This window comes from Burkholderia sp. PvR073, from assembly GCF_054055695.1.
Genome location: NZ_JBSRXO010000002.1, coordinates 703,439 through 728,525 on the forward strand (window position 1 = coordinate 703,439; position 25,087 = coordinate 728,525).

General features: G+C 67.4%; 25 protein-coding genes. 9 read left to right on the plus strand and 16 right to left on the minus strand.

Annotated elements, in window-relative coordinates; translation table 11 throughout:
* Positions 1-43: 43 nt before the first annotated feature.
* Positions 44-955: a LysR family transcriptional regulator gene (locus ACVK00_RS10350; protein ID WP_284891289.1), complete on the minus strand. Its 912-nt coding sequence runs from the start codon at positions 953-955 to the stop codon at positions 44-46.
* Between the two features lie 135 nt (positions 956-1,090).
* Here ACVK00_RS10350 and ACVK00_RS10355 point away from each other — a divergent pair, with 135 nt between their 5' ends.
* Together ACVK00_RS10355 and ACVK00_RS10360 are read left to right on the plus strand one after the other, a co-directional pair.
* A complete protein-coding gene (locus ACVK00_RS10355; protein ID WP_284891288.1) occupies positions 1,091-2,107 on the plus strand; it encodes an aldo/keto reductase in 1,017 nt (338 codons plus the stop codon).
* A 130-nt stretch (positions 2,108-2,237) separates the two neighbouring features.
* The gene (locus ACVK00_RS10360) at positions 2,238-2,978 is read left to right on the plus strand and encodes a sulfite exporter TauE/SafE family protein (protein WP_354123288.1); all 741 of its coding nucleotides are present in this window, start codon (positions 2,238-2,240) and stop codon (positions 2,976-2,978) included.
* A gap of 21 nt (positions 2,979-2,999) precedes the next feature.
* Here the strand turns inward: ACVK00_RS10360 and ACVK00_RS10365 are convergent, their stop codons facing one another.
* Both ACVK00_RS10365 and ACVK00_RS10370 read right to left on the minus strand, forming a co-directional pair.
* Positions 3,000-3,386 carry an ester cyclase gene (locus tag ACVK00_RS10365; RefSeq protein ID WP_228907926.1) on the minus strand — a complete coding sequence of 129 codons (387 nt, stop codon included), beginning with the start codon at positions 3,384-3,386 and terminating at the stop codon, positions 3,000-3,002.
* Positions 3,387-3,439: 53 nt separating this feature from the next.
* Positions 3,440-4,336, minus strand: coding sequence for a LysR substrate-binding domain-containing protein (locus ACVK00_RS10370; RefSeq protein WP_126225571.1), 897 nt, complete (start codon positions 4,334-4,336; stop codon positions 3,440-3,442).
* Between the two features lie 537 nt (positions 4,337-4,873).
* On the opposite strand from ACVK00_RS10370, the gene ACVK00_RS10375 reads away from it, so the two are divergent.
* From ACVK00_RS10375 to ACVK00_RS10385, 3 genes are all read left to right on the plus strand, one after another.
* A complete protein-coding gene (locus tag ACVK00_RS10375; protein ID WP_284891286.1) occupies positions 4,874-5,713 on the plus strand; it encodes a peptidoglycan DD-metalloendopeptidase family protein in 840 nt (279 codons plus the stop codon).
* A gap of 199 nt (positions 5,714-5,912) precedes the next feature.
* Complete coding sequence (gene bla, locus ACVK00_RS10380; protein ID WP_284891285.1) at positions 5,913-6,812, plus strand: class A beta-lactamase; 900 nt, start codon at positions 5,913-5,915, stop codon at positions 6,810-6,812.
* 124 nt (positions 6,813-6,936) lie between these two features.
* Positions 6,937-7,809, plus strand: coding sequence for a LysR substrate-binding domain-containing protein (locus ACVK00_RS10385; RefSeq protein ID WP_228907923.1), 873 nt, complete (start codon positions 6,937-6,939; stop codon positions 7,807-7,809).
* Positions 7,810-7,832: 23 nt separating this feature from the next.
* Here the strand turns inward: ACVK00_RS10385 and ACVK00_RS10390 are convergent, their stop codons facing one another.
* The 13 genes from ACVK00_RS10390 to sapR all read right to left on the minus strand — a co-directional run bounded on the left by ACVK00_RS10390 (position 7,833) and on the right by sapR (position 21,458).
* Positions 7,833-8,168 carry a type 1 fimbrial protein gene (locus ACVK00_RS10390; RefSeq protein WP_228907922.1) on the minus strand — a complete coding sequence of 112 codons (336 nt, stop codon included), beginning with the start codon at positions 8,166-8,168 and terminating at the stop codon, positions 7,833-7,835.
* A 353-nt stretch (positions 8,169-8,521) separates the two neighbouring features.
* On the minus strand, positions 8,522-8,776 hold the full coding sequence (locus tag ACVK00_RS10395) for a GlsB/YeaQ/YmgE family stress response membrane protein (protein WP_059691315.1): 255 nt from the start codon (positions 8,774-8,776) through the stop codon (positions 8,522-8,524).
* Positions 8,777-8,931: 155 nt separating this feature from the next.
* Positions 8,932-9,831, minus strand: coding sequence for a fimbrial protein (locus ACVK00_RS10400; protein ID WP_354123289.1), 900 nt, complete (start codon positions 9,829-9,831; stop codon positions 8,932-8,934).
* 114 nt (positions 9,832-9,945) lie between these two features.
* Positions 9,946-12,543 (minus strand): fimbria/pilus outer membrane usher protein, encoded by a 2,598-nt coding sequence (locus tag ACVK00_RS10405; RefSeq protein WP_284891282.1) that lies wholly within the window; start codon positions 12,541-12,543, stop codon positions 9,946-9,948.
* Positions 12,544-12,739: 196 nt separating this feature from the next.
* Complete coding sequence (locus tag ACVK00_RS10410) at positions 12,740-13,480, minus strand: fimbrial biogenesis chaperone (protein WP_228907919.1); 741 nt, start codon at positions 13,478-13,480, stop codon at positions 12,740-12,742.
* A gap of 112 nt (positions 13,481-13,592) precedes the next feature.
* Entirely contained in the window at positions 13,593-14,144 is a 552-nt protein-coding gene (locus tag ACVK00_RS10415; RefSeq protein WP_284891281.1) for a fimbrial protein, read from the minus strand.
* Positions 14,145-14,558: 414 nt separating this feature from the next.
* Positions 14,559-15,335: an ABC transporter ATP-binding protein gene (locus ACVK00_RS10420; RefSeq protein ID WP_105831209.1), complete on the minus strand. Its 777-nt coding sequence runs from the start codon at positions 15,333-15,335 to the stop codon at positions 14,559-14,561.
* The gene (locus tag ACVK00_RS10425) at positions 15,332-16,246 is read right to left on the minus strand and encodes an ABC transporter ATP-binding protein (protein ID WP_354123290.1); all 915 of its coding nucleotides are present in this window, start codon (positions 16,244-16,246) and stop codon (positions 15,332-15,334) included. Before ACVK00_RS10425 ends, ACVK00_RS10420 begins: the two co-directional genes overlap by 4 nt.
* Position 16,247: 1 nt before the next feature.
* The gene (gene nikC, locus ACVK00_RS10430) at positions 16,248-17,162 is read right to left on the minus strand and encodes a nickel transporter permease (RefSeq protein ID WP_006753506.1); all 915 of its coding nucleotides are present in this window, start codon (positions 17,160-17,162) and stop codon (positions 16,248-16,250) included.
* Between the two features lie 66 nt (positions 17,163-17,228).
* Positions 17,229-18,299 carry an ABC transporter permease gene (locus ACVK00_RS10435; protein ID WP_166724243.1) on the minus strand — a complete coding sequence of 357 codons (1,071 nt, stop codon included), beginning with the start codon at positions 18,297-18,299 and terminating at the stop codon, positions 17,229-17,231.
* Between the two features lie 10 nt (positions 18,300-18,309).
* Positions 18,310-19,911, minus strand: a complete 1,602-nt coding sequence (locus tag ACVK00_RS10440; protein ID WP_284891279.1) for an ABC transporter substrate-binding protein — start codon at positions 19,909-19,911, stop codon at positions 18,310-18,312.
* Between the two features lie 91 nt (positions 19,912-20,002).
* Positions 20,003-20,566, minus strand: coding sequence for a D-alanyl-D-alanine dipeptidase (ddpX, locus tag ACVK00_RS10445; protein WP_284891278.1), 564 nt, complete (start codon positions 20,564-20,566; stop codon positions 20,003-20,005).
* A 16-nt stretch (positions 20,567-20,582) separates the two neighbouring features.
* Positions 20,583-21,458 (minus strand): sap1 transcriptional regulator SapR, encoded by an 876-nt coding sequence (sapR, locus tag ACVK00_RS10450; RefSeq protein ID WP_284891277.1) that lies wholly within the window; start codon positions 21,456-21,458, stop codon positions 20,583-20,585.
* 28 nt (positions 21,459-21,486) lie between these two features.
* Between sapR and ACVK00_RS10455 the strand changes: the two genes are divergently transcribed.
* From ACVK00_RS10455 to ACVK00_RS10470, 4 genes are all read left to right on the plus strand, one after another.
* Positions 21,487-21,615 (plus strand): hypothetical protein, encoded by a 129-nt coding sequence (locus ACVK00_RS10455; RefSeq protein ID WP_456826946.1) that lies wholly within the window; start codon positions 21,487-21,489, stop codon positions 21,613-21,615.
* Positions 21,616-21,821: 206 nt separating this feature from the next.
* A complete protein-coding gene (locus ACVK00_RS10460) occupies positions 21,822-22,010 on the plus strand; it encodes a hypothetical protein (RefSeq protein WP_284891276.1) in 189 nt (62 codons plus the stop codon).
* 398 nt (positions 22,011-22,408) lie between these two features.
* Positions 22,409-23,665, plus strand: a complete 1,257-nt coding sequence (locus ACVK00_RS10465; RefSeq protein WP_284891275.1) for an oxalate decarboxylase family bicupin — start codon at positions 22,409-22,411, stop codon at positions 23,663-23,665.
* Positions 23,666-23,746: 81 nt separating this feature from the next.
* A complete protein-coding gene (locus ACVK00_RS10470) occupies positions 23,747-25,063 on the plus strand; it encodes an Nramp family divalent metal transporter (protein ID WP_284891274.1) in 1,317 nt (438 codons plus the stop codon).
* Positions 25,064-25,087: the final 24 nt, after the last annotated feature.

Below are 25,087 nucleotides of genomic sequence, written 5' to 3' on the forward strand. Positions count from 1 at the left end.
GCGACACCGGGCCGGCGGCCGATCGCCCCGGCGCCGGCTGCCGTCATTGCGCCCGGTCCATGTCGCCGAGCGTGTCCGCAAGCCAGTCGACGAAGATCCGCACCCGCGGCGCCAGATGCCGGCCGTTCGGGAACACGACCGATACCGGCAGCGGCTCGGCATGCCATTCCGGCAGCACCTCCACCAGCGAGCCGTCTTCGAGCAGCGGTGCGAGCCCCTCGCGCGGCGCCTGGATCATCCCGAGGCCCGCGAGACAGCACGCGAGATACGCCTGCGAGCTGTTCACCGCGACGACGCTGCGCATCTTTACGGTCTGCAGCGCACCCGAATCCATGTCCGCATATTCCCAGTCCAGCTCGCGGCCCGTGCGGCTCGAGAAATAGCCGACCGCGACGTGGTCGGGCAGATCGTCCGGCGAGCGCGGCGTGCCGTGCCGCGCGAGATACGCGGGCGACGCGCAGTTGATCTGCGCCAGCTCGCCGATGCGCCGTGCGACCAGCGACGTGTCGGACAGCACGCCGACCCGCACCGCGCAGTCGATGCCGTCGGCGACGAGGTCGACGAAGCGGTCGGTCGTGCTGAGCAGCACGCGCAGGTCGGGATAGCGTGCGTGGAAATCCTGCAGCGCCGGAATCACCTTGTTCAGTGCGAAGCGCTCGGGCAGGTCGACGCGGATCACGCCGCGCGGCGCCGCACCGGCGTCGTCGAACAGCGTCTCGGCATCGTCGAGATCGGCCAGCAGCCGCGTACAGCGCTCGTAGTACGTGGTGCCCTCGGCGGTCAGCGCGACGCGCCGGGTGGTCCGTTGCAGCAGCCGCACGCCCAGGTGTTTCTCCAGATACTGGACGGCATTGCTGACCGTCGGGCGCGGCAATTGCAGCTGCTCGGCCGCTTTCGTGAAGCTGCCGAGGTGGGCGACGCGCGCAAAAATGCGCATTGCATGCAGATGGTCCATGCGGGGTGGGTACGGATGGGGACAGCCTCCATTGTTAATCAGCGTCGAATGATTTGGTTGGGCGTTTCGCGTTTATCGCGCGCCGCAATGCGCCGAGAATCCGGTTCATTCACTCACCACCGCAAGGAAACGGACATGGACAAGCGTCAACTGGGCCGCACGGGCCCGCGGGTTTCGGCGATCGCACTCGGCTGCATGGGGATGTCGGATTTCTACGGGCCGGCCGATCGCGACGAAAGCATCGCGACGCTGCACGCGGCGCTCGACCACGGCATCACGTTGCTCGATACCGGCGACTTCTACGGGATGGGTGACAACGAGATGCTGATCCGCGATGCGCTGCGCGGCCGCACGCGCGACCAGGTGCTGATCAGCGTGAAGTTCGGCGCGCTGCGCGATCCTGCCGGCGGGTTCGCCGGCTACGATGCGCGGCCGCAGGCGATCCGGAACTTCGTCGCGTATTCGCTGAAGCGGCTCGGCACCGATCATATCGACATCTACCGGCCGGCGCGCGTCGATCCGGCGGTGCCGATCGAGGAGACGGTCGGCGCGATCGCCGATCTCGTGAAGGCCGGCTATGTGCGCCATATCGGCCTGTCGGAGCTCGGCGCCGACACGATCCGCCGCGCGGCGGCCGTCGCGCCGATCGCCGACCTGCAGATCGAGTACTCGCTGCTGTCGCGCGGAATCGAGGCGGACATCCTGCCCGTGTGCCGCGAACTCGGGATCGGCGTGACGGCGTACGGCGTGCTGTCGCGCGGGCTGCTCGGCGGCGGCTGGAGCGCGGCACGGCAGGGCGAGCGCGATTTCCGCGCGGCCAGCCCGCGTTTCCAGGGCGAGAACCTCACGCACAATCTCGCGCTGGTCGACGCACTGCGCGCGATCGCGAACGAGAAGGGCAGCAATCCGGCGCAGGTCGCCATCGCATGGGTTTTGTCGCGCGGCGACGACATCGTGCCGTTGGTCGGCGCACGCAAGCGCACCCAGCTTCAGGATGCCGCGCGCGCCTCTGAACTGCAACTAACGGTCGATGATCTCGCCCGCATCGAAGCGGCGGTTCCCGCCGGGGCGGCTGCCGGCGAGCGTTATCCGGCCTCCCAGATGGCGCACCTCGACAGCGAGCAGGGACGGGGGCCGGCACACGGCGCGTGAGCGCCCGGGCGGCGCGCATGGCGGGGTCCCGGCCGGACGGGCCCGAGCCAGCCTCAGGCAAAACCAGATGGCGGGCGGCGGGACGGTGGTTCACCATCGGCGCCGTATTCGACCCGACGGAACGCCTTCCATGCAAGTTCATACGCTGACGATCATCGTGCTGGTCTTTCTGCTGGCCGGTGCGGTCAAGGGCATGATCGGCCTCGGGCTGCCGACGATCGCGATGGGGCTGCTGACGCTCGCGATGCCGCCATCGGCCGCCGCGAGCCTGCTGCTCGTGCCGTCGTTCATCACCAATGTGTGGCAGTTGTGGCTCGGCCCGTCGTTCGGGCCGTTGCTGCGACGTCTGTGGCCGCTGCTCGCCGGCCTGACGATCGGCACGCTGACAGGCGGGCTGCCCGCGCTCGCGGCCGGCAGCACGTGGACGCACGCGGCGCTCGGCATCGTGCTGGTCGCATATGGCTGCTGGGGGCTTGCCGCCGCGCGGCTGCCCGCGCCGGGGCGTCACGAGAAGTGGCTGTCGGCGGCGGTCGGCTATCTGACGGGCGTCGTGACGGCCGCCACCGGCGTGTTCGTCGTGCCGGCCGTGCCGTACCTGCAGGCGCTGCGCCTGTCGAAGGACGACCTGATCCAGGCGCTCGGGCTGTCGTTTACCGCGTCGACGATCGCGCTCGGCCTGCAGTTGCGCGTGACGGGCGCGCTGCAGACCGTCAATCTCGGCGTATCGGCGCTGGCGCTCGTGCCGGCGCTCGCGGGGATGGTCGGCGGGCAATACGCGCGGCGCGTGATGAGCGAGCAGGCGTTCAAGCGCTGCTTCTTCGTCGGGATGATCGCGCTCGGTGCTTACATGGCCGTGACCGGATTGCGGTAAGGATCGAGACGGCCCGCATCGTCACAGCTGCGCTTCGATCGCGGCCTTGTCGATCACGGACCAGACCTGGCGGATCCTGCCGTCGTGAAATTCGTAGAACACGTTCTCGGCGAACGTGACGCGCGTGCCGTCCACGGCGAGCCCCATGAAGGTCCCTTTCGGCGCACAGGCGAAGCGAAGCCGGCAGGCGACGCGCGGCGGTTCGCACACGAGTAGCCGGATTTCGAAATGGAGATCCGGAATGTCGTGGAAATCCTGCTCCAGCATCGCACGGTAGCCGGTCAGGCCGAGCGGCCGGTCGTTGTGGATCACGTTGTCGGCGACGTACTGGCCGAGTGCCGGCCAGTCCTGCCGGTTCAGGCAGTCGATGTATGCGCGGTAGCGCATGGCGAGGTCAGTTGCGGTCATGGCTGCGGTGCCTCCTCGTGTATCGCGCGGTTGGTCCGGATGACGCGCGTCGTTCAGCGCGGCGGGGTCTCGCCCGACAGATACGACACGAACGCCTGCGTGTATTTCGGCAGCGCATCGAACGATCGCGCGCAGAGCGTCAGCTTGCGGTGGCTCCACGCGTCGGACAGCTCGACGAGCCGCACGTCCATCGTCTGCATCGCGCGCTCGGCCGCATGGCGCGACACGATGCCGATTCCCACGCCGCTTTCGATCACGCGGCAGATCGCATCGAAACTCTTCAACTGCACACGGTAGCGAATCCGCTTGCCGAGCGCACGCGCCTGGTCCGCGAGATGGACCTGCAGCGCGCTGCCGTCGGTCAGTCCGATGAAATCCGCGTCGGCGATCTCGTCGAACGCGACCTTGTCGCGCGCGGCGAGCGGATGCCCGGCCGGCACGACCGCGATCAGCCAGTCCTCGCGGAACGGCTTCTGTTCGAGCCCGCCGAGCCCGACCGAATCGGCGACGATGCCGACCTCGGCTGTCTTGTTGCGGATCGCATGGACGATCTCCTGGCTCGAGCGCTCCTCGACGCTGATCGACAGTTTCGGATGATGCGGCAGATACGCGGCGAGCGCGTCGGGCAGGTATTCGCTCAGCGACGCCGTGTTGCACAGCAGCCGGATATGCCCGCGCAGCCCCTGGCCGTATTGCTGCAGTTCGCCGCGCATGTGGTCGATCTGCTGCAGCACCGTGCGCGCGTGGTGCTCGAGCGCGCGGCCGGCGTCGGTCACCTGCGTGCCCGACTTGGCCCGGTGCAGCAGCGGCACGCCGAGCTCGTCCTCCATCCCGCGGATGCGCTCGCTCGCGGCCTGCAGCGTGATGTGGGTGCGCTCGGCGCCGCCCGTGATCGTGCCGGCCTCGCAGATGTTCAGGAAGAGCCGCAGGTCGGTCAGGTCGAAGCGCATGGTGGGAGCAGGGGGCGCATAACGATTGGAATGGCCGATACGTTAGCAGGAACCGCCGCGCTGGTCTCAGGCTGGGCTTGAGGCTCTGTTCGCCGGTTCCGCATTTTCGGGGCGGGATCGATGCCGGATCATGGCCGCATATCACCGGGGGAGACTGTCATGCGGATCGATTCGTCGTGGGGCGTGTCGTTCAAGATCGCGTTGCACGTGCTGTTCCTGTGCATCGGTGTCGCGTGGGCGTGCGCGGAGCTGGTCGACTGGCTGCGCTGAGCGGCCGGCCGGCGCAGGCCGGCTCGCCTGTCCGCCGCAGCCATGCGCGGATTGAAAGCTGTTCGAAATAATGACCCGACACGAAATTTTTGCCGCATCGTACGCCCAAAACTGTCAAGTTTTTCCGAATTCGACCGTATTACCGGTAACAAGCGTCTGCCGACGCCCGGCTCGTGATCGTTTGTCATCATTGTTTGCATCCGGTTACACGTCGGCCGTTCCGTTTTTGAGATGCTTGAAAGATTGTCAAACCGGAGTCGATCGTCCATGAAACTGCACGAGATTTGCCGCAAGTCGGCGTGGCTGTCTGGCCTGGCCGCCGTGCTCGTCATGGCCGGTTGTGCCAGTTCGCCGTCCGTCCCGCCGAGCGACACGCTGGCGGGCGCGCCGTCGGGCCAGCCTGCCGCCGCGGGTGCGGCCACGCCCGCGACGCCGCCGCCTGCGCCGATTCTCGTCGCACAGAAGTACGTGGTGAAACGCGGCGACTCGCTGACGGGCATCGCGTCCGCGAACGACTGCAGCGTCGCCGACCTGCGCACCTGGAACAAGCTCGATGGGCGCGGCAAGCTGCGCATGGGGCAGGTGTTGCGCATCGTCCGGCCGCAGCCGTTGCCGGCGCCGGCGGCGAACGTCGGCACGCAGGTCGCCGCGAACAGTTCGACGGGCGCGGGCCAGGCGAGCGCGTCGACGGCGAGCGACCGGCAGGTCGTGAAGGAAACCAAGCGGCATGCGGGCGGGGTGGCGCTCAGATGGCCCGCGCAGGGCAAGATCGTCGACGCGTTCCGGCCAGGGCAGAACCGCGGCATCCAGATCGCCGGCCGCCCGGGCGACCCGGTCCGCGCGGCGGCCGACGGCCGCGTGATGTATGCGGGCACCGGCCTGAACGATTACGGCAGCCTGATCATCGTCCAGCACAACGCGGATTTCCTGACCGCCTATGCGCACAACCGCAAGCTGCTCGTGAAGACCGGCGACATCGTGCGCCAGGGCGACGCGATTGCCGAGATGGGCGACCTCGACAACTCGCGTGTCGCGCTGCTGTTCGAGGTGCGGCGCGACGGCAAGCCCGTCAATCCGATGCCGTACCTGCCGTCGTCGCAAGGCTGAAGCGGCCGCGCCGCTGGAACGTGGCCGCGCTCGCTGTTACGCTAGGGCCTCATGCGAGTCCCGCGTCCGCGGGGCCGACGGGCGTCTTTGGGGATGCGCGGCACATGCCGTCGCGAGCCGGCCGTCGGCGTGAACGCGTGCGTATCGACGATGCGTGCGTTGCTCCGTGCCACCGTTTCCGACAGAACACCACTCATCCATGGAATATTCTCCGACACGCCGCTCGCTGTTGCTCGCCGCCGTCGCCGCGCCCTTCGTCGCCGCGTGCTCGTCGGCGCCCGTCGCCGACCAGGCGCGCGCCCACGCCGCTCAGGCTGAACTCGCCGCGCTTGAAAAGGCATCGAACGGCCGGCTTGGTATCGCAGTACTCGATACGTCGAACGGCACGCGCATCGCGCATCACGCGCGCGAGCGCTTCCCGGTGTGCGGCACCTATGCGGTCGTTGCCGCCGCCGCGATCCTCGCGCGCGGTTCGCTCGACGCATCGTTGCTGCCGCGCCGCATCCTGTATCGCCGCTATGAAGTCGTGGCCGGCTCGCCGGTGACGGAAAGTCATGTCGACACGGGGATGACGATCGCGCAGCTGTGCGCGGCGATGCTGCAGTCGGGCGACAAGGGCGCCGGGAATCTGCTGATGGGCGTGCTCGGCGGCCCGCAGGCCGTCACGTCGTTCGCGCATGAAAGCGGCGACACCGTGTTCCGGCTCGACCGCTGGGAACCCGAACTGAACCAGGCCGCGCCCGGCGACGAGCGCGATACGTCGACACCGGTCGCGATGGTCGACCTGCTGCAGTTGCTGCTGCTCGGCGATACGCTGCGCGAGCCGCAGCGGGCGCAGCTCACCGAATGGATGACCGGCGGCACGCGCGGCGCGACCGGGATCGCGGCAGGCGTGCCGCCCGGCTGGCGTATCGCGGACAAGGCCGGCACCGGCGGCTACGGCACGACGACCGACATCGCGGTGCTGTGGCCGCCGTCGCGCGCGCCGATCGTGCTGGCCGTGTCGTTCACGCAGCCGAGTGCCGACGCGGCGGCCCGCGCGGATGTCGTCGCGTCGGCGGCGCGCATCGCGACGGGCGCGCTCACCGCAACGGCCTGAGCGTCCGACGCACCTCGCGTAAAGCCGGCGTTTGGCTTATCGTGTCGATCAGCGCGCGCCGGTGCCGGCGCGCGGCCTTGCCGCGCCGTGCTTCGGCGCGGATGTTTCGTCTACCTGCCTCGTCATGCGCCGACTTCCGCCCCTGCACGCGCTGCAGATCTTCTCGACCGTGGCCCGCCACCGCAGCTTCACGCGTGCGGCCGAGCAGCTGTGCCTCACGCAAGGCGCGGTCAGCCGGCAGATCCAGACGCTCGAGGCGCATTACGGTTTCCCGTTGTTCAAGCGGCACGCGAAGGGCCTCACGCTGACGGCGGAGGGCGAGCAATTGCTGCCGGTGGTCGACGAGAGCTTCGCGCGGATCGAGGACATCTCGATGAAGCTCACGCGGCAGCGCACCGATCTCGCGCTGAAGGTGCCGACCTGCGTGATGCGCTGGATGCTGCCGCGCATCATGCGCTTCCAGGGCGAGCATCCCGATCTCCATGTGCAGATCACGACCGCGTGGCAGCACGTCGTCGATTTCTCGACCGAGCCGTTCGATGCGGCGGTCGTCTATGGCACGTCGCCGGGCACTGGCGTGTGCGCGCTGCCGCTGTTCGACGAGCGGTTGACGCCGGTGTGCGCACCCGAGTTGCGGCAGACCGCACCGCTCGATGCGGTCGGCGATCTCGCGCGCCATACGCTGCTGCATCCGACGCGCGACCATCGCGACTGGCGCGCGTGGCTCGATCACGCGGGCGAGCGCGCCGTCGACGCGGAGCGCGGGCCGACCTTCGATACGCTCGACCTCGCGACCAACGCGGCGATGCAGGGCTTCGGCGTCGCGATCGGCGACGTGACGCTCGTCGACGACGACGTCAGTGCGCGCCGGCTCGAACGGCCATTCGACATCGTGCTCGAGACCGGCGCCCGCTACTTTTTCGTCTATCCGGAGAACATCGGCAGCCAGCAGAAGATCCGCGCGTTCAGCGACTGGATCGCCCGCCATCGCGACTGACACGACCGCTCCGGCAGCACGCGTTACTGGTAGGTGACGACCGCGATCATCGGCGCATGCGCGTTGCCCGGACGGTCAGGTAAAACGATTGCGCGCGAGGCCTGCGTAAAGTTCGTGGTCTTGATCGTGCGCAGGCTGGCCGCGTCGACGAATGCGACCTGGCCCGTGGCCGGGCGCGGGCAGTTGGGGCGCACGTGCGCACGCGCGGCGTCGGCCGTGTCGAGTGCGAACGAGCACGGCGGTTCGACGATCATGCCGGTGAAGTGGATGATGCCGCCCGTGCCGGCGGCAAATGATGAGGACGACGCCAGAAGCGAGACAGCCAGGGCAACCGAGGCGGCAAACGGGCAATGCTTCATGACAGGCTCCAGAGGGCAAGCGCGTCGCAGCCGGGCCGCTCGAATGGCAGTCCGTCAACGCTGCGATGCTGTATGCGTAAACGGCAAATCCATCGGACCTCTTGAATGAAAAATCGGAAATAACGGACATAGGCAAACGACGCCGTATTCCTCCAATCAATTTATCTCAAATTTGTGGGGGCGCAAGGCAGGGTATTGCCGGGGGCGTAGGCTGGCGGGAAGAGCGGAGATGGTTGCGGAGGCTGCTCGATCGTTGAGGACTCAACGAGCCGCCGATCCGGTGATTCGCGATGCCAAAAGAAAACGGCCGCTCATGACGAGCGGCCGTATCGCATCGCAGCGAGATGTGGCGATCAGCCGGCGCGCTTGCGCACCGCGCCGACGACCACCAGCAGCACGATCGCGCCGATGATCGACGCGATCCAGCCTGCGCCCTGGCCCGGCGCATACCAGCCGGCGGCGCGGCCGACGTAGCCTGCGACGAGCGAGCCGACGACGCCGAGCACGACGGTCATCAGGATGCCCATCTTGTCGTCGCCGGGCTTGAGCGCGCGGGCGAGGAGGCCGACGATGAGCCCGACTACCAGGGTTTCGATGAATTGCAGCATGAACGCCTCCCTAATGCTGTTGAGTTGTTGACGAAAGGAGATGGACTCGCCTGGCGCACCGGGGTTCCCCGTGGAGTCGAACCGGTGCGGGCGTGCCGAGTATCGCACGCCGCCCGCGTCGCGCGGATGTCAGGGCCGCCGCCGCGGCGCGTCGTTCATTGGTAGTCGAGCAGAACCTGCGCCGCCGCATGAACCGAACCGCCGCCGACCTTCGCGTCGGTCTGCAGGTAGGACGCACGCAGCCGAATCGTCGGCGATCCGCCGGTGGCCGGGTTGTAGCTCGTCACCGTGTGCGACTTCCCCAGCGTCAGCGGCTGGCCGGTCGTGGCGTCGGCGACCTGGATGCCGATGCCGCTGGTCGTGGCATCCGGGCGCAACTGCATCCCGCCCGGCGTGCCGGCGACCACGTCGTCCAGCGGAGCGATTTGATAGCCGATCCGGTTGTAACCGGCCGGGCAGTTGTTCAACTGCACCTGAAAATCCGTCGCGCCGGCGGTCGAGCCGATGCCGTTGAACACGTTGTGCTGCACGGACGGCAGCGTCACGGTCTGGTCGGGAATCGAGCACGTGCCGTTGATGAAGCTGACCTTCGCGGCGAGAAAGACCGGGGACGAGGCGCCGAAGATGCCGGACTTGTAATTGATCGTGTAATAGGCGCCGAGCAGGCCGGAATTGAGCGACCCGTCCTGCGGTAGCCGGCTGTCGCGAAACAGCATGATTTCGAGCGTGTTGCGCAGTGTCGTCTTCGTCGACGAGACGGCGACGTTACCGTCGACGATCATGCGCGTCGACAGGCCGGACACGTTGGTTTCCAGATCGGGGCCGTCGGACACCCACACGCCGCCTTTGGCGTACATCGAGATGCTCGTGATCTGGCAGGTGCTCGCGCCGCACACGTCCTGCGGCGTGAAGTAATGACGCGCGACGACCGTGCCCGGCGTGGCGTTGCCGGGGCTGGAAACGCTCGCCTGCCCGAACGCATAGAGGGAGGCGGCGCTTGCGTCGGCCGCGAATGCGACGCATGCGAGCAGAACCGTCGCGGCAACCGCACTCATGCGGGCGCAGCGTCGGGCCATGCCGCTGCATGCGTCGCGCGTGTACGCGATGCGTGCCGGGCTCGTCACTCGGGTCGATACGAACGATGGACGGACATTGAACATGGGGATTCCTTATTGAATGCCGGCGGCCGTGGCATCGGGCTGGCAGATGCTCTTGACGGTCTGAATGCCCGACGATGGCCGGCGATGTTCCGCGACGGGCAGCTCGTATGCGATCCGACAGATCGAGTGGCGGTCGGCGCCCCATTGGACCGTCAGAGAACCGCTGTCGGCGAGCCCGCGCGCGAAGATCCTGCTCGCCTGGCCGACGAGGCCGACTTCCTTCCCGGCCTCGTCGTGCACCGCGGCGCCGAACGGCAACGGCGCGCCGTCGGCCTGGCGCGCCTGAACGAGCGCCGCGCGGCCCGTGTCGGTCGCAAACCGGATGAGCGGCACCGCGCCGGCGCGCGGCGCGATCTGCCGGCTGGTTTCCTTCAACTCGACATCCATCGGGATGCCCTTCGGATCGAGTGCGACCGTATTGAGGCTGTATGGCGTCAGGTACGGCACGACGGCGTAGCCGTTGCCGTCGACCTTGACGCCCGCCGCGTTCGTGACGCGCGCGCCGGCCGCGCCGGGCGCCTCGACGATCGCGAACGTCTCGGATACCGGCTGCGAGAACGTGATGCCGCCGCGGTGTGCGACCAGCGCGCCGCGCACGGCGAGCGAGCCCTGCTGGAAGTCCGTGCTCGCGCCGGCGCTGGCGTTGATTTCGGCGACGCGCGTGCGGTACGTGACGTTGGCGCTGCCGTCCGTGCCCGAGTTCGGGCCGGACGCGTGGTTCGCGCTGACGCTGTACGACAGCGCGTGGTCCTCGCCGAGCGATCCGGACAGCGTCGATTGCAACCGGGTGCGGCCGAGCGTGTCGCGCGACACGTTGCCCGACACGGTCATCGGGCGCTCCCGGCCGAACGGGATCGTGACGCTGGCGTAATAGAGCGTGCCCATGTCGCCGCCGGCATTGCGCTGCCGCGTGGCCGTCAGGCTGTAGGAAATGTTGCGGAACCGGTTCGTGTAACCCACCGAGTAATTGACGTCCGAGCCAGGGCGGTTCCAGTAGTTGACGGCCGATGCCGTCGCATTGATGCGGCCGCCGGTCGTGCCCAGGCGCTGCGTGAGCGCCAGCGACGCGCGATTGCGCTGGCGCCAGACCGACTGCGCCGAGCGGCCGTCGCGCGCGGCATCGCGTGCCTGCATCGCATCGTTGAGGCCGAAATAGCCGTCCGTCGAATAGCGATACGCGGCGAGTGCGATATCGGTGCCGGTCGCATCGACCGACTTCGCATAGCTGACGCGCACGCTCGAACCGCTGTAGCGCTTCGCGCCGGGGATCGAGGTCAGCGCATGCGTGACGTCCGCGCCGAACGCGCCGAACGACGTGTTGAACGCGCCGCCCAGCATCGCCGACGCGTAACCGCCCGCGAGCGTGACGCCGCCGTAGGCCGTCAGCAGGTTGGTCAGGCCGCGCTGGTACGTGGCCTGCGTGAACAGCGGCTGGCTCGATCCGTGGGGATTGCGCAGCGTGCCCGCGACGAAGCTGTAGCGGCCGATGCCCGGCCGCAGCGACATCGGCACGGCGGCGTAGGGTACCGAGAACGAGTGCACGGAGCCGTCGGCTTCGGCAATCGATACCTGCAGGTCGCCGCCGTACCCGGTCGGATAGAGGTCGTCGATTTCGAAATTGCCGGGTGCGACCGTCGTCTCGTAGATCGTCACGTCGTTCTGGCGGATCGTCACCTTCGCGTTGCTGTTCGCGATGCCGCGCACCACGGGCGCATAGCCGCGCAGCGAGTCGGGCAGCATCCGGTCATCGGTCGACAGGCGCACGCCGCGGAACTGCGTCGAGTCGAACAGTTCGCCCGACGTGTAGCTTTCGCCGACGACGAGCTGCGACGACAGCGACGGCAAGTCGCGCTGGAGATAGGTCGCGATGTCCTGATACCGGCTCTCGCCGCGCGACGACCATGAATAGGAGCCTTCGTGGCGAAAGCGCCAGTTGCCGAGGTTCACGCCGCCGTTCAGGCCGAGATAGCCTTGCGTCTGCGTGGTGTGGCCGCTGGCCTTCGACGTGTAAAGATTGAAGTTGTAGCCGAGCAGGCCGACGGTTTCGCCGGAGGTCCATTGATCGGGGCTCACGTAGCCGCGCGCCTTGCGCACGAGCGACGCCTGCGGGATCGACAGCCGCAGGGTCTGTCGCGGGAAGTCGAATGCCGCGCTGGCGCCCGGCACGACTTGGTCGAGTTGCAGGCAGGCGCCGTCGCCGTCCAGTCGCGCGACGACCTCCGGCGCGAGCTTGCCGAAATCGACGCCAACGCGCTCGAGCTGCGTGCGGTCGAAGCACGGCCGCGCGTCGCCCGAATCGGGCGCGGCCACGAAGCGCACGTCGTAGCGGCCGATCCAGTCGGGACCGACATGGATGTCGGTGGTGTACACGCCGGGGGCCGTCACGTTGCGCTGGGCGAAGCGCGACACGTCGACATGCTTGCCCAGGCGACTCTGCAGGAACGCGCCGTCGAACTCGACTTGAGCAAGCGTGCTTTCGGCGGTGGCCTGCGTCGTCGCGCGGCCATGGGCGGACCACGCGGCGACGCAGGCCGCCACCAGCAGATGGATCGGCTTGACGTGCGGCATGTCGGCCGCGCCGCGGCGAGGCAGTCGGGTCGGGGTCATGCGCAATACTCCACAAAGGTTCGGGGCGAGCGGATGCGTTTCGCCGGCGCAGGCGCGACGGCGCCGCACCGCGCGGCGGCGAATGGCAAATCAGGGGATTTCGTGGCGGTCGGTCGGAACGGCCGAAGCGACGGCGGACGAAAGGGGGAGAGCGCTCGGCGCGCGCCGTTGCCAGGCGCTGCCGGCCTCGGTCGCGTTACGGTTCGACGCTGACCGGACGCTCGATGTCGGTTGCCCGGCCCCAGTCGTTGATGCTGCCGAACTCGACGGTTGATCCTGCGGCGGGTGCGCCGGCGAGATCCTTGATCGGGAACCGCTGCGTGCTTCGGGGCAGCACGTAGCCCATGCCGGCGTCGTGCTTGCGGCCGCCGGACTTCAACTGCACGTTGCCGAAATTGACGACGTACGGTGTCGGATTGCTCGCCTCGAGTGCATAGCCGCCGTCGCCGCGAACCACGCGCCAGTCGACTTGCATGGGGGCATCGTCCGCGCTGCCGGCCAACTCGGCGGGGCGATACATGAGCTTGATGCGTGAGCGGAACGCCAGCTGGATGCGGTTGTGGTTCTCGGTCGCGGCGGCCTTCGGCGGCACTTCGAGCACGTTCAGCCAGAACAGCGACTCCCGATCGGCAGGCAGCGGTTCGCCGGTATGCACGAGGCGCAGCGTCTGACCATTGCCGGCTTCCATCCGGAACATCGACGGCGTGAGCGTGAACGGCACGTCGATGTTCTCCGGCAACGCGCGGCTGTCGCCTTCGTCGAGCCATGCCTGCACCAGTGCCGGACGCTTGCTGTCGTTCGTGAGCTGGATCGTGACTTCGCGCTCCGTGGACGGGAAGATCACGCGTGTGCCGGCGATCACGACGCTCGCGTCGGCCTGCGACGCGAACGCTGTGACCGCGAGGGTCAACGTACGGAAGAGCTTCAACAGTTTCATGGGCGTGAGAATCGGATCGTTGGGGGCAGGGAGCGGGCGGAAACGGCGGTTTCCGCGTCGCGCGGCGTGACGGGCGGAGATCGCCGGAGCGGCGATCTCCACGCGCGGGCCCTTACTGATAGATGAGCGAGTACTCGACACGCGACGTGACGTCGCCGGCCTTCACGGCGCCTGCAGCGTAGTACTCGGCGAAGTAATTCACCTTCGCCTTGCCGTCGGCATCGATCGCGACCATCTCGGTGTTCGCGCCGGTTTGCGCGCCGATCGGGATGTGGTTCTGCTGCGAATCCAGCACGTTGATCTGGACGCCTTCGGCGGCCTTGGCCCCCGAGTCGATCGTCAGTCGACCGGTCGACTGATCGACGTTCGTGCCGTTCTCGAACACGACGCCGACCTTCACCGGGTTGTCGTCACCGACCGTGCAGCCCGTCAGCGCCAGCGAGAACGCGCTGCGACCGGCGACGGAGCCGACATCGGCGAGCGCGGTAGTGCTGACCGGCGGCAGCGGGACGGTGAGATCCGATCCGCCATCGACGCTGCACGTCGACGCGATGATGTTGCCGCGGAAGGTGACGGTGCCGTCCGCCGCGTGGGCGGCCGACGAAAAGGCCGCGCCGGCGGCGACGAGCAGGAACGGGATTGCGCTGCGCTTGATGATTCGCATAGTTAAATCTCCAAATAAACTTCGGTTTTTGAAGGCGCCGATTGAATTTAAATCTATGAATGGCGCATTTCGGATCAAATTATGCGATTGATGTAAGGCGTTTGTAATTTGACTGGTACGAATAGATATCGATTTTTTCTAGTACTCGTACTAATTTATTTTGTGCCGGAGTCGGCAGGCGGAGCGGGCCGGCTGGAAGCGCTCGCGTGGGCGAGCATGCGATGCCGGAAACCGGTCGCGGGGCCGATTTCGGCGGGGCGCTATTCGAAGCGAAGCGGGATTGGAATAACCGGCCGACGGCGCATGACGGCGGCCGGCATGGCGCGTCGCGCCCGGGTCATGCGATGCGCCGCGCGCGGCGGTGCCCGCCGCGTTGCACTATCGTCGAGCAGTCGAGCAGTCGAGCGCCGCTCGTCAGGCCGCCGGCGCGTCGATCGCCGGATCCAGGCGGCGATAGCCTTCGGTCGCGCGCAGCAGCGTGCGCGTGTAGTCGCGTGCGACCTGGCCGGCGCGCACGTCCTCGATCCGTAGCTGTTCGACGATCTCGCCGTGCTGCATCACCGCGACGCGTTGGCACAGGAAGCCGATCACAGCGAGGTTGTGGCTCACGAGGATCATCGTCAGGTTGCGTTCGCGATGCAGGCGGCGCAGCAGGTTCAAAATTTCGGCCTGCACCGACACGTCGAGCGCGGAGGTCGGCTCGTCGAGCAGCAGCACGCGCGGCTCGACGATCAGGGCGCGCGCGATCGCGACACGTTGGCGCTGGCCGCCCGACAACTGATGCGGATAGCGGAAGCGGAATGCCGGGCCGAGCCCGACCTCCGACAGCGCGCGAGCGATGCGCGCGTCGGCGTCGCCGATCCCGTGGATCGACAGCGGCTCGCGCAGCGTCTGGTCGACCGTGAAGCGCGGATGCAGCGACGCGTACGGATCCTGGAACACCATCTGCACCTGGCGGCGGAATGCGCGCTCGGGCGTGCCGCCAACCGGCCGGCCGTCGATCGACAGGCTGCCGCCCGCGAGCGGCACGAGGCCGGTCAGCGCGCGCAGCAGCGTCGACTTGCCGGAGCCCGATTCGCCGACGAGCCCGAACACCTCGCCGTCGCGTACCGCGAAGCTCGCGTCGCGCACGGCGTCGACATGACCCGTGCGGGTCGGAAAACGGATCGAGGCGTGGTCGACGTCGATCATCGTGCGGCCTCCCGGGATTCATTCGAAGATGGCGTGGACGAAGCCGCGTTCAGCCACGCCGGATCGCGACGCAGCACCGGCAGTTCGTCGGGCGGGTTCGCGAGCGGCGGATTCGCCGCGAGCAGCCCGCGCGTGTACGGATGCGTCGCATCGCGCAGGTCGCGCGCGGCGCAGGTTTCGACGACGCGGCCCGCATACATCACCGCGACGCGATCGCAGAACGACATCACGAGCGGCAGGTCGTGGCTGATGAACATCAGGCCCGTGCCGTGCCGCGCGATCATCGCGTCGAGCACCGCGAGCACTTGCATCGACACCGCGACGTCGAGCGCGGAGGTCGGTTCGTCGGCGATCAGCAGGCGCGGGCCGGTCGACGCCATCATCGCGATCATCACGCGCTGGCCCATGCCGCCCGACAGCTCGTGCGGATACGCATCGGCCACGCGCGCCGGATCGCGAATCTGCACGGCCGCGAGCGCATCGACGATCCGCTCGCGCAGCGCGCGGCCGCGCAACTTCGGCTCGTGCCGCCGGAACGCCTCGCCCATCTGCTGCGCGACGGTCATCACCGGGTTCAGCGAATACTTCGGATCCTGCAGGATCATCCCCATCTGGCTGCCGCACAGGCGCCGCCGCTCGCTGGCCGACATCGCGAGCAGGTCGTGGCCCGCGAAGCGCATCGTGCGGGCCGACCAGCGTGCGGCGTCGGGCAGCAGGCCGAGCAGCGCGCGGCCCGTCAGCGATTTGCCGGAGCCCGACTCGCCGACGATGCCGAGCCGTTCGCCCGGCGCGAGCGTCAGCGACAGGTCGCGTACCGCGTCGGACACGACGCCGTCGTGCCCGCGAAACCCGATCTTCAGGCCGTCGATCTCGCAGAGCGGCGCGGCGGCGTCAGTGGAATTCAGTGGCATGTCACGCTCCATGACGCGGATCGAAGACGTCGCGCAGCCCGTCGCCGAGCAGGTTGAACGCGAGGCTGACGAGCAGGATCGCCGCGCCGGGCAGCGTCGCGACCCACCACGCGTCGAGCAGCACGTTGCGGCCCGACGCGACCATGAAACCCCATTCGGGGCTCGGCGGCTGCGCGCCGAGGCCGAGGAAGCCGAGGCCGGCGACGGTCAGGATGATGCCGGCCATGTCGAGCGTCGCGCGCACGATCACCGACGACATGCACAGCGGCACGATGTAGCGCAGCAGGATCCGCGGGCCCGATGCGCCTTGCAGCCGCGCCGCGTGGATATAGTCGGCCTGCGCGATGCGGATCGTTTCCGCGCGCGCGAGCCGCGCATACGCGGGCCACGCGGTGATCGAGATCGCGACGACCGCGTTGATCACGCCCGGCCCGAGCGCGGCCGCGAACGCGAGCGCGAGCACGATCTTCGGGAAGGCGAGCGCGATGTCGGTGATGCGCATCAGCACGCTGTCGGTGAAGCCGCCGCAATAGCCGGCCGTCGTGCCGATCATCAGGCCGATCGGCACGACGATCACGACGACGAGCAGCGCGATGCCGAGCGTGAGGCGCGAGCCGCCGATCAGCCGCGAGAGTATGTCGCGGCCGAGCTGGTCGGTGCCGAGCCAGTGCGATGCCGAGCCGGGCGGCAGCAGGCGGTCGGACAGCACCTGGCGCAGCGGATCGTGCGGCATGATCAGCGGGCCGACGATCGCGACGACAATCAGCGCGACGAGGATCGCGAGTCCGAACAGGTTGAGCGGATTGACCGCGAAGCGGCGCCAGCGGCGGTACGCGAGGCCAAACGCGGCCTGCGAGCGCGACGCGGGCGCATCGGAGAGAAGCCACGCGCGCAGCGTGAGACGCTCGGCATTCATGATCGGACGACCTTCGGCATGGACGGGGAAAGAAGCAGGGTGGAAGCGGTCATGTCGAAGCGGCCCTCAGCGCGCACGCGGATCGAACACGCGATACAGCGCGTCGGTCAGCAGGTTGACGGTGATGAACATCACGCCGATCACGAGCGTCGCGCCGAGCACCGCGTTCATGTCGGCGTTCAGCAGCGCGCCCGTCAGGTACGAGCCGAGCCCCGGCCACGCGAACACGATCTCGGTCAGCACCGAGCCTTCGAGCAGGTTGCTGTACGTGAGCGCGATCACGGTGAGCAGCGGCACCGCGATGTTGCCGAACGCATGCCGCCAGATCACGCGGCGCTCGGACAGGCCCTTCGCGCGCGCGGTGACGATGTATTCCTGGCTCAGCTGGTCGAGCATGAACGAGCGCGTCATCCGGCTCAGGTACGCGACCGAGTAGTAGCCGAGGATCGCGGCCGGCAGCGCGATGTGCGACACCGCGTTGCGGAACACGTCCCACTCGCCCGCGAGCGCCGAGTCGATCAGCAGGCTGCCCGTGCGCGGGTCGACCATGCCGTCGTACACGGGATCGAGCCGGCCGGGGCCGCCGACCCAGTGCAGCCGCGCATAGAACAGAAGCAGCCCCATCAGCCCGAGCCAGAACACCGGCACCGAATTGCCGATCAGGCCGACGAAGCGCGCGATATGATCGATCGGCCGGTTGTGCCTCACCGCGGCCGCGACGCCGAGCGGCACGCCGAGCGCGATGCCGATCAAGGTGGCGATCGTCGCGAGCTCGAGCGTCGCGGGGAAGACGCGCTTGATGTCGTCGAGCACCGGGTTCGACGTCAGCAGCGACATGCCGAGATTGCCATGCAGCACGTCGCGCGCGTAGATCAGGAATTGCGTGACGAGCGGCTTGTCGAGACCCAGCGCGATGCGCTCGGCCGCATACGCCTCGGCCGACGCGCGATCGCCGAGGATCGCGAGCACGGGATCGATCGGCACCTTGCGGCCGATCACGAACGTCAGCGCGAGCAGGCCCGCGAACGTGACGGCGAGCGTGAGCGCCCAGCGCAGCACGCGCAGTGCCCAGCGCACGGCCGGGCGCCGCGCGGGCAGCGTGCGCAGTGCTTCGAGGGAGGAGGCGGGAGTCGACATGCGGCGAATCTTAAGGCTTCTTCAGGTTACGGTACGACACGAGATCGTTGATCGGTCCGACTTCGAGCCCGCTCACGCCGGGCCGCGTCGCGACCTGCGCGACTTTCTCGAACATGATCACGAACGGCGAGCGCGCGAGCATCTCCTTCTGCATCGCCTGATACCGTTGCGCGCGTTGTGCGGCGGTCGGCTCGGCGAGGGCGGCGTCGGTCTCCTTCGTGAATTGCGGAATGTCCCAGCTGTTGCGCCAGGCGAGCATTTTATAGCTCGACTTGTCGGAGTTGTCGGGGTTCCATGCAAAACCCTGCGCGTTGCTGTGCGGGTCGATGTAGTCGGCCGACCATTCGCCGATGTAGATGTCGTGCTGGCGCGCGCGGTATTTCGCGAGCGTCTGCTTGTTGTCGCCGGGGATCAGCTGCACCTTGACGCCCGCCTCCGCGAAGTTCGCCTGCACGGCCTGCGCGATCTCCGTGTACGGATAGTCGTTGCGCACGTCCATCGTCACCGAGAAGCCGTTCGGCACGCCGGCCTTCGCGAGCAGGGCCTTCGCCTTCGCGACGTCGAGCTTGTACGGGTTCGCCTTCAGCGTGCCGAGGAAGCCTTCGGGCAGGAAGGTCTGGTGCACCTTGTAGGTCGTCTTCACGACGTTGGCCTGGATCCCGGAATAGTCGACCAGCCACTTCAGCGCTTCCTGCACGTCGGGCTTCGCGAGCGTCGGGTTCTTCGTGTTCAGGCCGAGATACAGCAGCGTCGCCTGCGGCGATGCCGCGACCTTCGCCTTGCCGGATTTCACGACCGCCGCGAGATCGTCGGGGCTCAGGTCGCGTGCCGCGTCGACGTCGCCGTTTTCCAGCAGCAGGCGCTGGCTCGCCGCTTCAGGCACATGGCGCAGCACGATGCGCTTCATCGCGAGCGGTAGCCGGTAGCCGTCGAAGCGCTGCAGCACGATGCTGTCGCCGGCGTTCCACTTGACCAGCTTGTAGGCGCCGGAGCCGGCCTCGTTGGTCTTCAGCCATGCGTTGCCGAAGTCGTTGCCCTGCTGGTGCGACAGCAGCAGCTTCTTGTCGACCACCGACGCGGGCCACGAGCCGAGCACGTTCAGCACGAAGGTCGGCGCGTATTTGTGGTCGGTCGTGATCGATACCGTCTGGTCGTCGAGCTTCTTCACGTTCGCCGTGACGTTCGCCTTCGTGAGGCCGATGCCCGTCAGCACGGCGGCCGGGCCCTTGTCGAGCAGCACCGCGCGCTGGATCGACCACGCGACGTCGTCGGCCGTCAGCGGGTTGCCCGAATGGAACTTGAGCCCCGAGCGCAGCTTGAACGTATAGGTCAGCCCGTCGGGGCTCACCGTCCACGACTGCGCGACATCGCCGTTGAATTTCGACGGATCGCGCAGGTCGACGCGCACGAGCCGGTCGTAGGTGTTCGCGACGTATTCCTCCGGCACCAGCTCGTAGATCTCGCCGGGATCGAGCGTCGTGAATTCGTCGAGCAGCGTGGCCATCACGAACATGTCCTTCGGCGTTTCCGCGTGCGCGGCGCAAAGCGGAACGGTGGCGAGAACGGACGCGGCGGCCAGCGCCGCGACGAGCCGGGAGGTCGGGAGTTTCATGTGCGCTTCTCCGTCTGTCGTTGAAATCGTTGAGGTTGTTGAAGTTGTTGAACTTGTCGAGCGTGAACGGTGAGGGCAACGTGCATCGTCGTCACATCAGCCGCCATGGGCCGCTCGCCGCGTCGTCGATCGGCGGCAACACATGCGAGCCGGGCAGCTCGTAGTGCCACCACTCACTATCGATATGCGCGAAGCCGGCCGCATGCATCACGCCGAGCAACAGCAGCCGGTTGCGCTGCACTTGCTCGGGCAACCCCGCGTGGAAATGACCCGACGCGGCCACCATCTCGTCGAAGCCGGTGCCCATGTCGAGCGGCTCGCCGTGCGCGCCGACCAGCGTCAGGTCGAGCGCGGTGCCGCGGCTGTGATTCGAGCCGCGGCCGAGATCGGCGACGAAGTTCGGGTCGGGCAGGAAATCCCACAGCACCTGCTGCGCCTGCGGCGGCCTGTACGCGTCGTAGATGCGCAGCGTGAAGCCGGCCTGCGCGGCGACGTCGACCGCGCGGCGCAGCGCGGCCTCGGCCGGTTCGAGCAGCAGGCAGTGCGCGCGGCGATAGATCGGCTTGCCGGTCAGGTTGCGCTCGGTCGCGTAGACGAGATCGATCTCGACGCGATGCGTGGCGGGCGTGATTTCGACGAGGCGGGGCGGGGTCATCGGTAGTCGGGTGCGCTCAGGATTCGAATTGGTCGAACGTGTGCTGCAGTTCGCGGTTGCGCGCGACGCGCCGGTCGATCGCGGGACCGAGGCGGTCGACCACGGCGGTAATCAGCAGGTTGAACAGGCAGGTGAGTGGCGCGAGCGAATCCCAGAACTGGCCGACGTCGGTCTTTACCTGCAGCAGATCGGCCGGCCATTCGCGCGCCCACGGGCAATAGAGATCGGTGACCAGCGCGAACGGCTGGCCGCGCTCGGCGGCCGCCTGGCAATAGCGGCGCGCGCTGCGCGAATAGGCGCGCACGTCGGTGACGATGCAATACGGCCGCTCGAACTCGGAATTCAGCGAGTCGACGTACGAGCCCGATTGACCGTCCGAATAGAACACGCGCGGGCGCAGGTATTCGAGATAGCTGCTGAACGCATTGCTGATGCCGCGAGTCGACTGGATGCCGAGGATGAACACGGCGTCGGCATGCGCGATCCGGTCCGCGACCTGCGCGAACACCGGTTCCTCGGCGAGCCGGTACACGTGGCGGATCGCGTCGAGTTCGCGATCGAGCGACGCAGCAAGCGCGGCGTCGCCGCCGTTGCTGCCGGCTGCCTGGGTGCCGTTGGCGCGGCGGTATTCGTCGAGGCGGTCGGTGATCATCCACGGCCGGTCGCTGCCGCCGCGCAGCTCGCGTTTCAGGTCGTCGAGGTTGCGGTAGCCGACGCTGCGCAGGAAGCGCCCGACCGAGATGCCGCTGGTGCCGGCCTGCTGCGCGATCTGGTCGGCGGTCTCGAGCCCCAGCCGGTCGAGGTTCGCGAGCATGTAGCTCGCGATGCGCTTCGCCGTCGGTGTCAGCTCGGCAAAGCGGGATTCGACGGTACGGGCGAAGGCGCAGGTCATCGGCTGTTAGATCTTTGTCGTCTGCTGAATGAATGTCACCTATCTGACAGAGCCAAAAAAAGCGGCGCCAGATAAAAAAAGCTATTCGATCGCAGCTGCGCATAGCCTGTCCACGGCCGTGCACCGTGTGCCGGCGCAGCCATTTGCCGGCTGGTGAGGCGCTCCCCGGTGTGGGTGCAAGGGCATTCCGGACGTTCGATGAGGCCGAATATTTGAAATGACGAGCCGTTTTGTTGATTTATTTGGCGAGATTATTTTGCTTGTCTTCGGGAAAACGGCGCTTAGCTTACGGATCTGAATGCGCCGGACGGTTACCGCGATTTCATCGCGCTGCAGTATTACGACCGAGGCGGCGGCGACGGCATGTGGGTCGAAGGAATCCGCTATCTCACTCAGAACGACCGCGCGAGGAAAGACGAATTTCTCTACCTGACCGAACGCATCGTGTCAGACACGTTGTGCGCGCAACTTCCCGAGCGGATTGAGGAACGCATCCGGGGCGGCGGCCCGACATTCGCCGTACGGCGGCTCCACGACATGCCACGCAGGTGAACAGCAAGCCGGCGCCTGCCGAGGCGATTGAAATGCTTGCGCATCGGTTTGCGTATATCCCGTCTCGCTTGATTGATCAGTGATGCGAACAGATAGCAGTGCTCGCGAAGGCGCTCTCGCCGCGAGTCGCGATCGGACCGCGCCGCGTCCGGGCGGTCGTGTGCGCATCGAGCAGGATGGCTCATCGGCACCGGCATCGCAGCGCGGATCGTTGCATCGCAACAATTACAAAACCCCGACTCGATCAGCTTAACTCATTAATTCAGGTTAATAATTCATTTAATTTTTAAGTCGACTTGTATTTAACTTGCGTCACGGCATGCCGATTTTCGAAAAACGAAAAAGCGGTGAGCGTCCGTAGTGAATATTCGATTAATTGAAATGATGAAGAGGGAAACATGACGAATCTTTCTCGACGCAGGATGTTGACGAGTACGGCCGGCGCCATTGCTGCCGCGGGCATTGCGGTAACGGCCAAGGCGGCTTCGTTCGGCAATCCGGACAGCCCGCCGGAAGGGGCGATAAACGCGCGCAACAAGCAGGGATTGACCGACCCGGGGCCGAAGAATCCCGCATTGGCGAATCAATTTCCGTCGTTCCAGGATCCGCCGGCCACCGATATCGATGGCATGCCGTTATTCTGGGCATCATTCAATAATGCGCATAAACGCATTCAAAACGGCGGATGGGCACGCGAAGTCACGCAGGACGATTTCGCGATTTCGGAAACCATTTCCGGCGTGAACATGCGGTTGACGCGCGGCGGTATTCGCGAGATGCACTGGCACCAGCAGGCCGAATGGGCAATCATGCTCGACGGCCGCTGCCGGATCACCGTGCTCGACGAACTGGGACGCCCGTCGGTGCAGGACGTGAAAACCGGCGACCTCTGGTATTTCCCGCCCGGTCTGCCGCATTCACTGCAGGGAATCGGCACCGACGGCGCCGAATTCATGCTCGCATTCGACAACGGCCGCGCGTCCGAATTCAACACGCTGCTGCTGACCGACTGGGTCGCGCATACGCCGCCGGACGTGCTGGCGCTCAACTTCGGCGTGCCGGCCGACGCGTTCAAGAACATTCCGCTCGACAACCTGTGGATCTTTCAAGGCGACGAGCCGGGGCCGCTCGCGGACGCCCAGCGTGCGTCCGCGTCTTCGGCCGGTGCGCCGCCGCACCCGTTCATCTTCTCGCTCGGCGCGATGAAGCCGTTCAAGAAGACGCGCGGCGGCGAGGTGCGGATCGCCGACAGCACGAACTTCAACGTATCGCAAACGATCGCGGCGGCGCTCGTCACCGTGCATCCGGGCGGCATGCGCGAGCTGCACTGGCATCCGAATGCCGACGAATGGCAGTACTACCTGCAGGGCGAAGCGCGGATGACCGTGTTCGACACGGGGCCGAAGGCGCAGACGGCAGACTTCCGCGCGGGTGACGTCGGTTACGTGAAAAAGAGCCTCGGACACTACGTGCAGAACACCGGCAACACCGATCTCGTGTTCCTCGAAATCTTCAAGACCGACCGCTATGCGGAGGTGTCGCTGTCCGACTGGCTCGCGCACACGCCGCCGAAGCTCGTCGAGGCACACCTGAATATCGCGCCTGACGTGCTCGCGCGGTTTCCGCGCAATCGTCCGGACGTCGTGCCGCTGTAACGCCGCAGCGGCCGGCAAGCGGCAGGCCGGCCGCCGGGCCCGCTCCAGGGCCAGCCTTCCTCATTCGAACGGAACCCGACCATGATTCCCGTCACGAGCAAATCCAGCAGCGGCTTCGCGCTGCCCGATCTGTCCACCGATCGCGCCGAGCCCGCCGAGGGCGCAGCACGCGCCGCGCTGGAAGGGCGTCGCACCGGCATCGCCGCGCTGTTGCCGTTCGTCGGCCCGGCCGTGATCGCATCGATCGGCTATATGGACCCCGGCAACTTCGCGACCAACATCCAGGCCGGCGCCGCCTACGGCTACCGGCTGCTGTGGGTCGTGCTCGCCGCGAACGCGATCGCGATGCTGTTCCAGGCGATGTCGGCGAAGCTCGGCATCGTGACCGGTCGCAACCTCGCGGAGCTGTGCCGCGACCATTTCCCCGCGCCGATCGTGTGGGGCATGTGGATCGCGTCGGAGATCGCCGCGATGGCGACCGATCTGGCCGAATTCCTCGGCGGCGCGCTCGCGTTCGCGCTGCTGTGCCACCTGCCGCTGTTCGCGGGAATGATCGCGACGGCGCTCGCGACTTGCGCGATCCTCGCGCTCGAGAAGCGCGGCTTCCGGCCGCTGGAAGCCGCGATCGCGGCGCTGGTCGGCGTGATCGGCGCATGCTATCTCGGCGAACTGATGATCGCGCCGCAGGACTGGCAGGCGGCCGCGTTCCATCTGGTCGTCCCGCAGATTCCCGATCGTGCGGCGCTGACGATCGCGGTCGGGATCATCGGCGCGACGATCATGCCGCATACGCTGTATCTGCATTCGGGCCTCACGCAGGATCGCATCGCGCCGCGCGACGACACGGAACGGCGCCGGCTCATGCGGTTCTCGAACCGCGAGGTCGTCGTCGCGCTCGGCCTCGCCGGGTTCGTGAATCTCGCGATGGTGATGATGGCGTCGTCGGCGTTCCACGCCAGCGCGCCGGGGATGGCCGATATCGGCGACGCTTATCACACGCTGATCCCCGTGCTCGGGCCGGCGGCCGGCATGCTGTTTCTCGTCGCGCTGCTGACGTCGGGGGTGTCGAGCTCGGTGGTCGGCACGATGGCCGGGCAGGTCGTGATGCAGGGCTTCATTCGGCGCCGCCTGTCGGTCTGGACGCGGCGCGCGGTGACGATCGCGCCCGCGTTCGCGGTGGTCGCATTCGGCTGCGACGTCACGCGCGCGATGGTCGCGAGTCAGGTGGTGCTGAGCTTCGTGCTGCCGATGCCGATGATCGCGCTGCTGATTCTGTCGGCGCGCAACGACGTGATGGGGCGCTACGCGATGCGGATGCCGTTGCGGATCGTCGCGGGCACGGCCACGGTCGTGATCGTTGGGCTGAACGCGTATCTGGTGTGGGCGGCGTTCGGCTGAACGCCGCGCGCGGCGCGGGCGGGG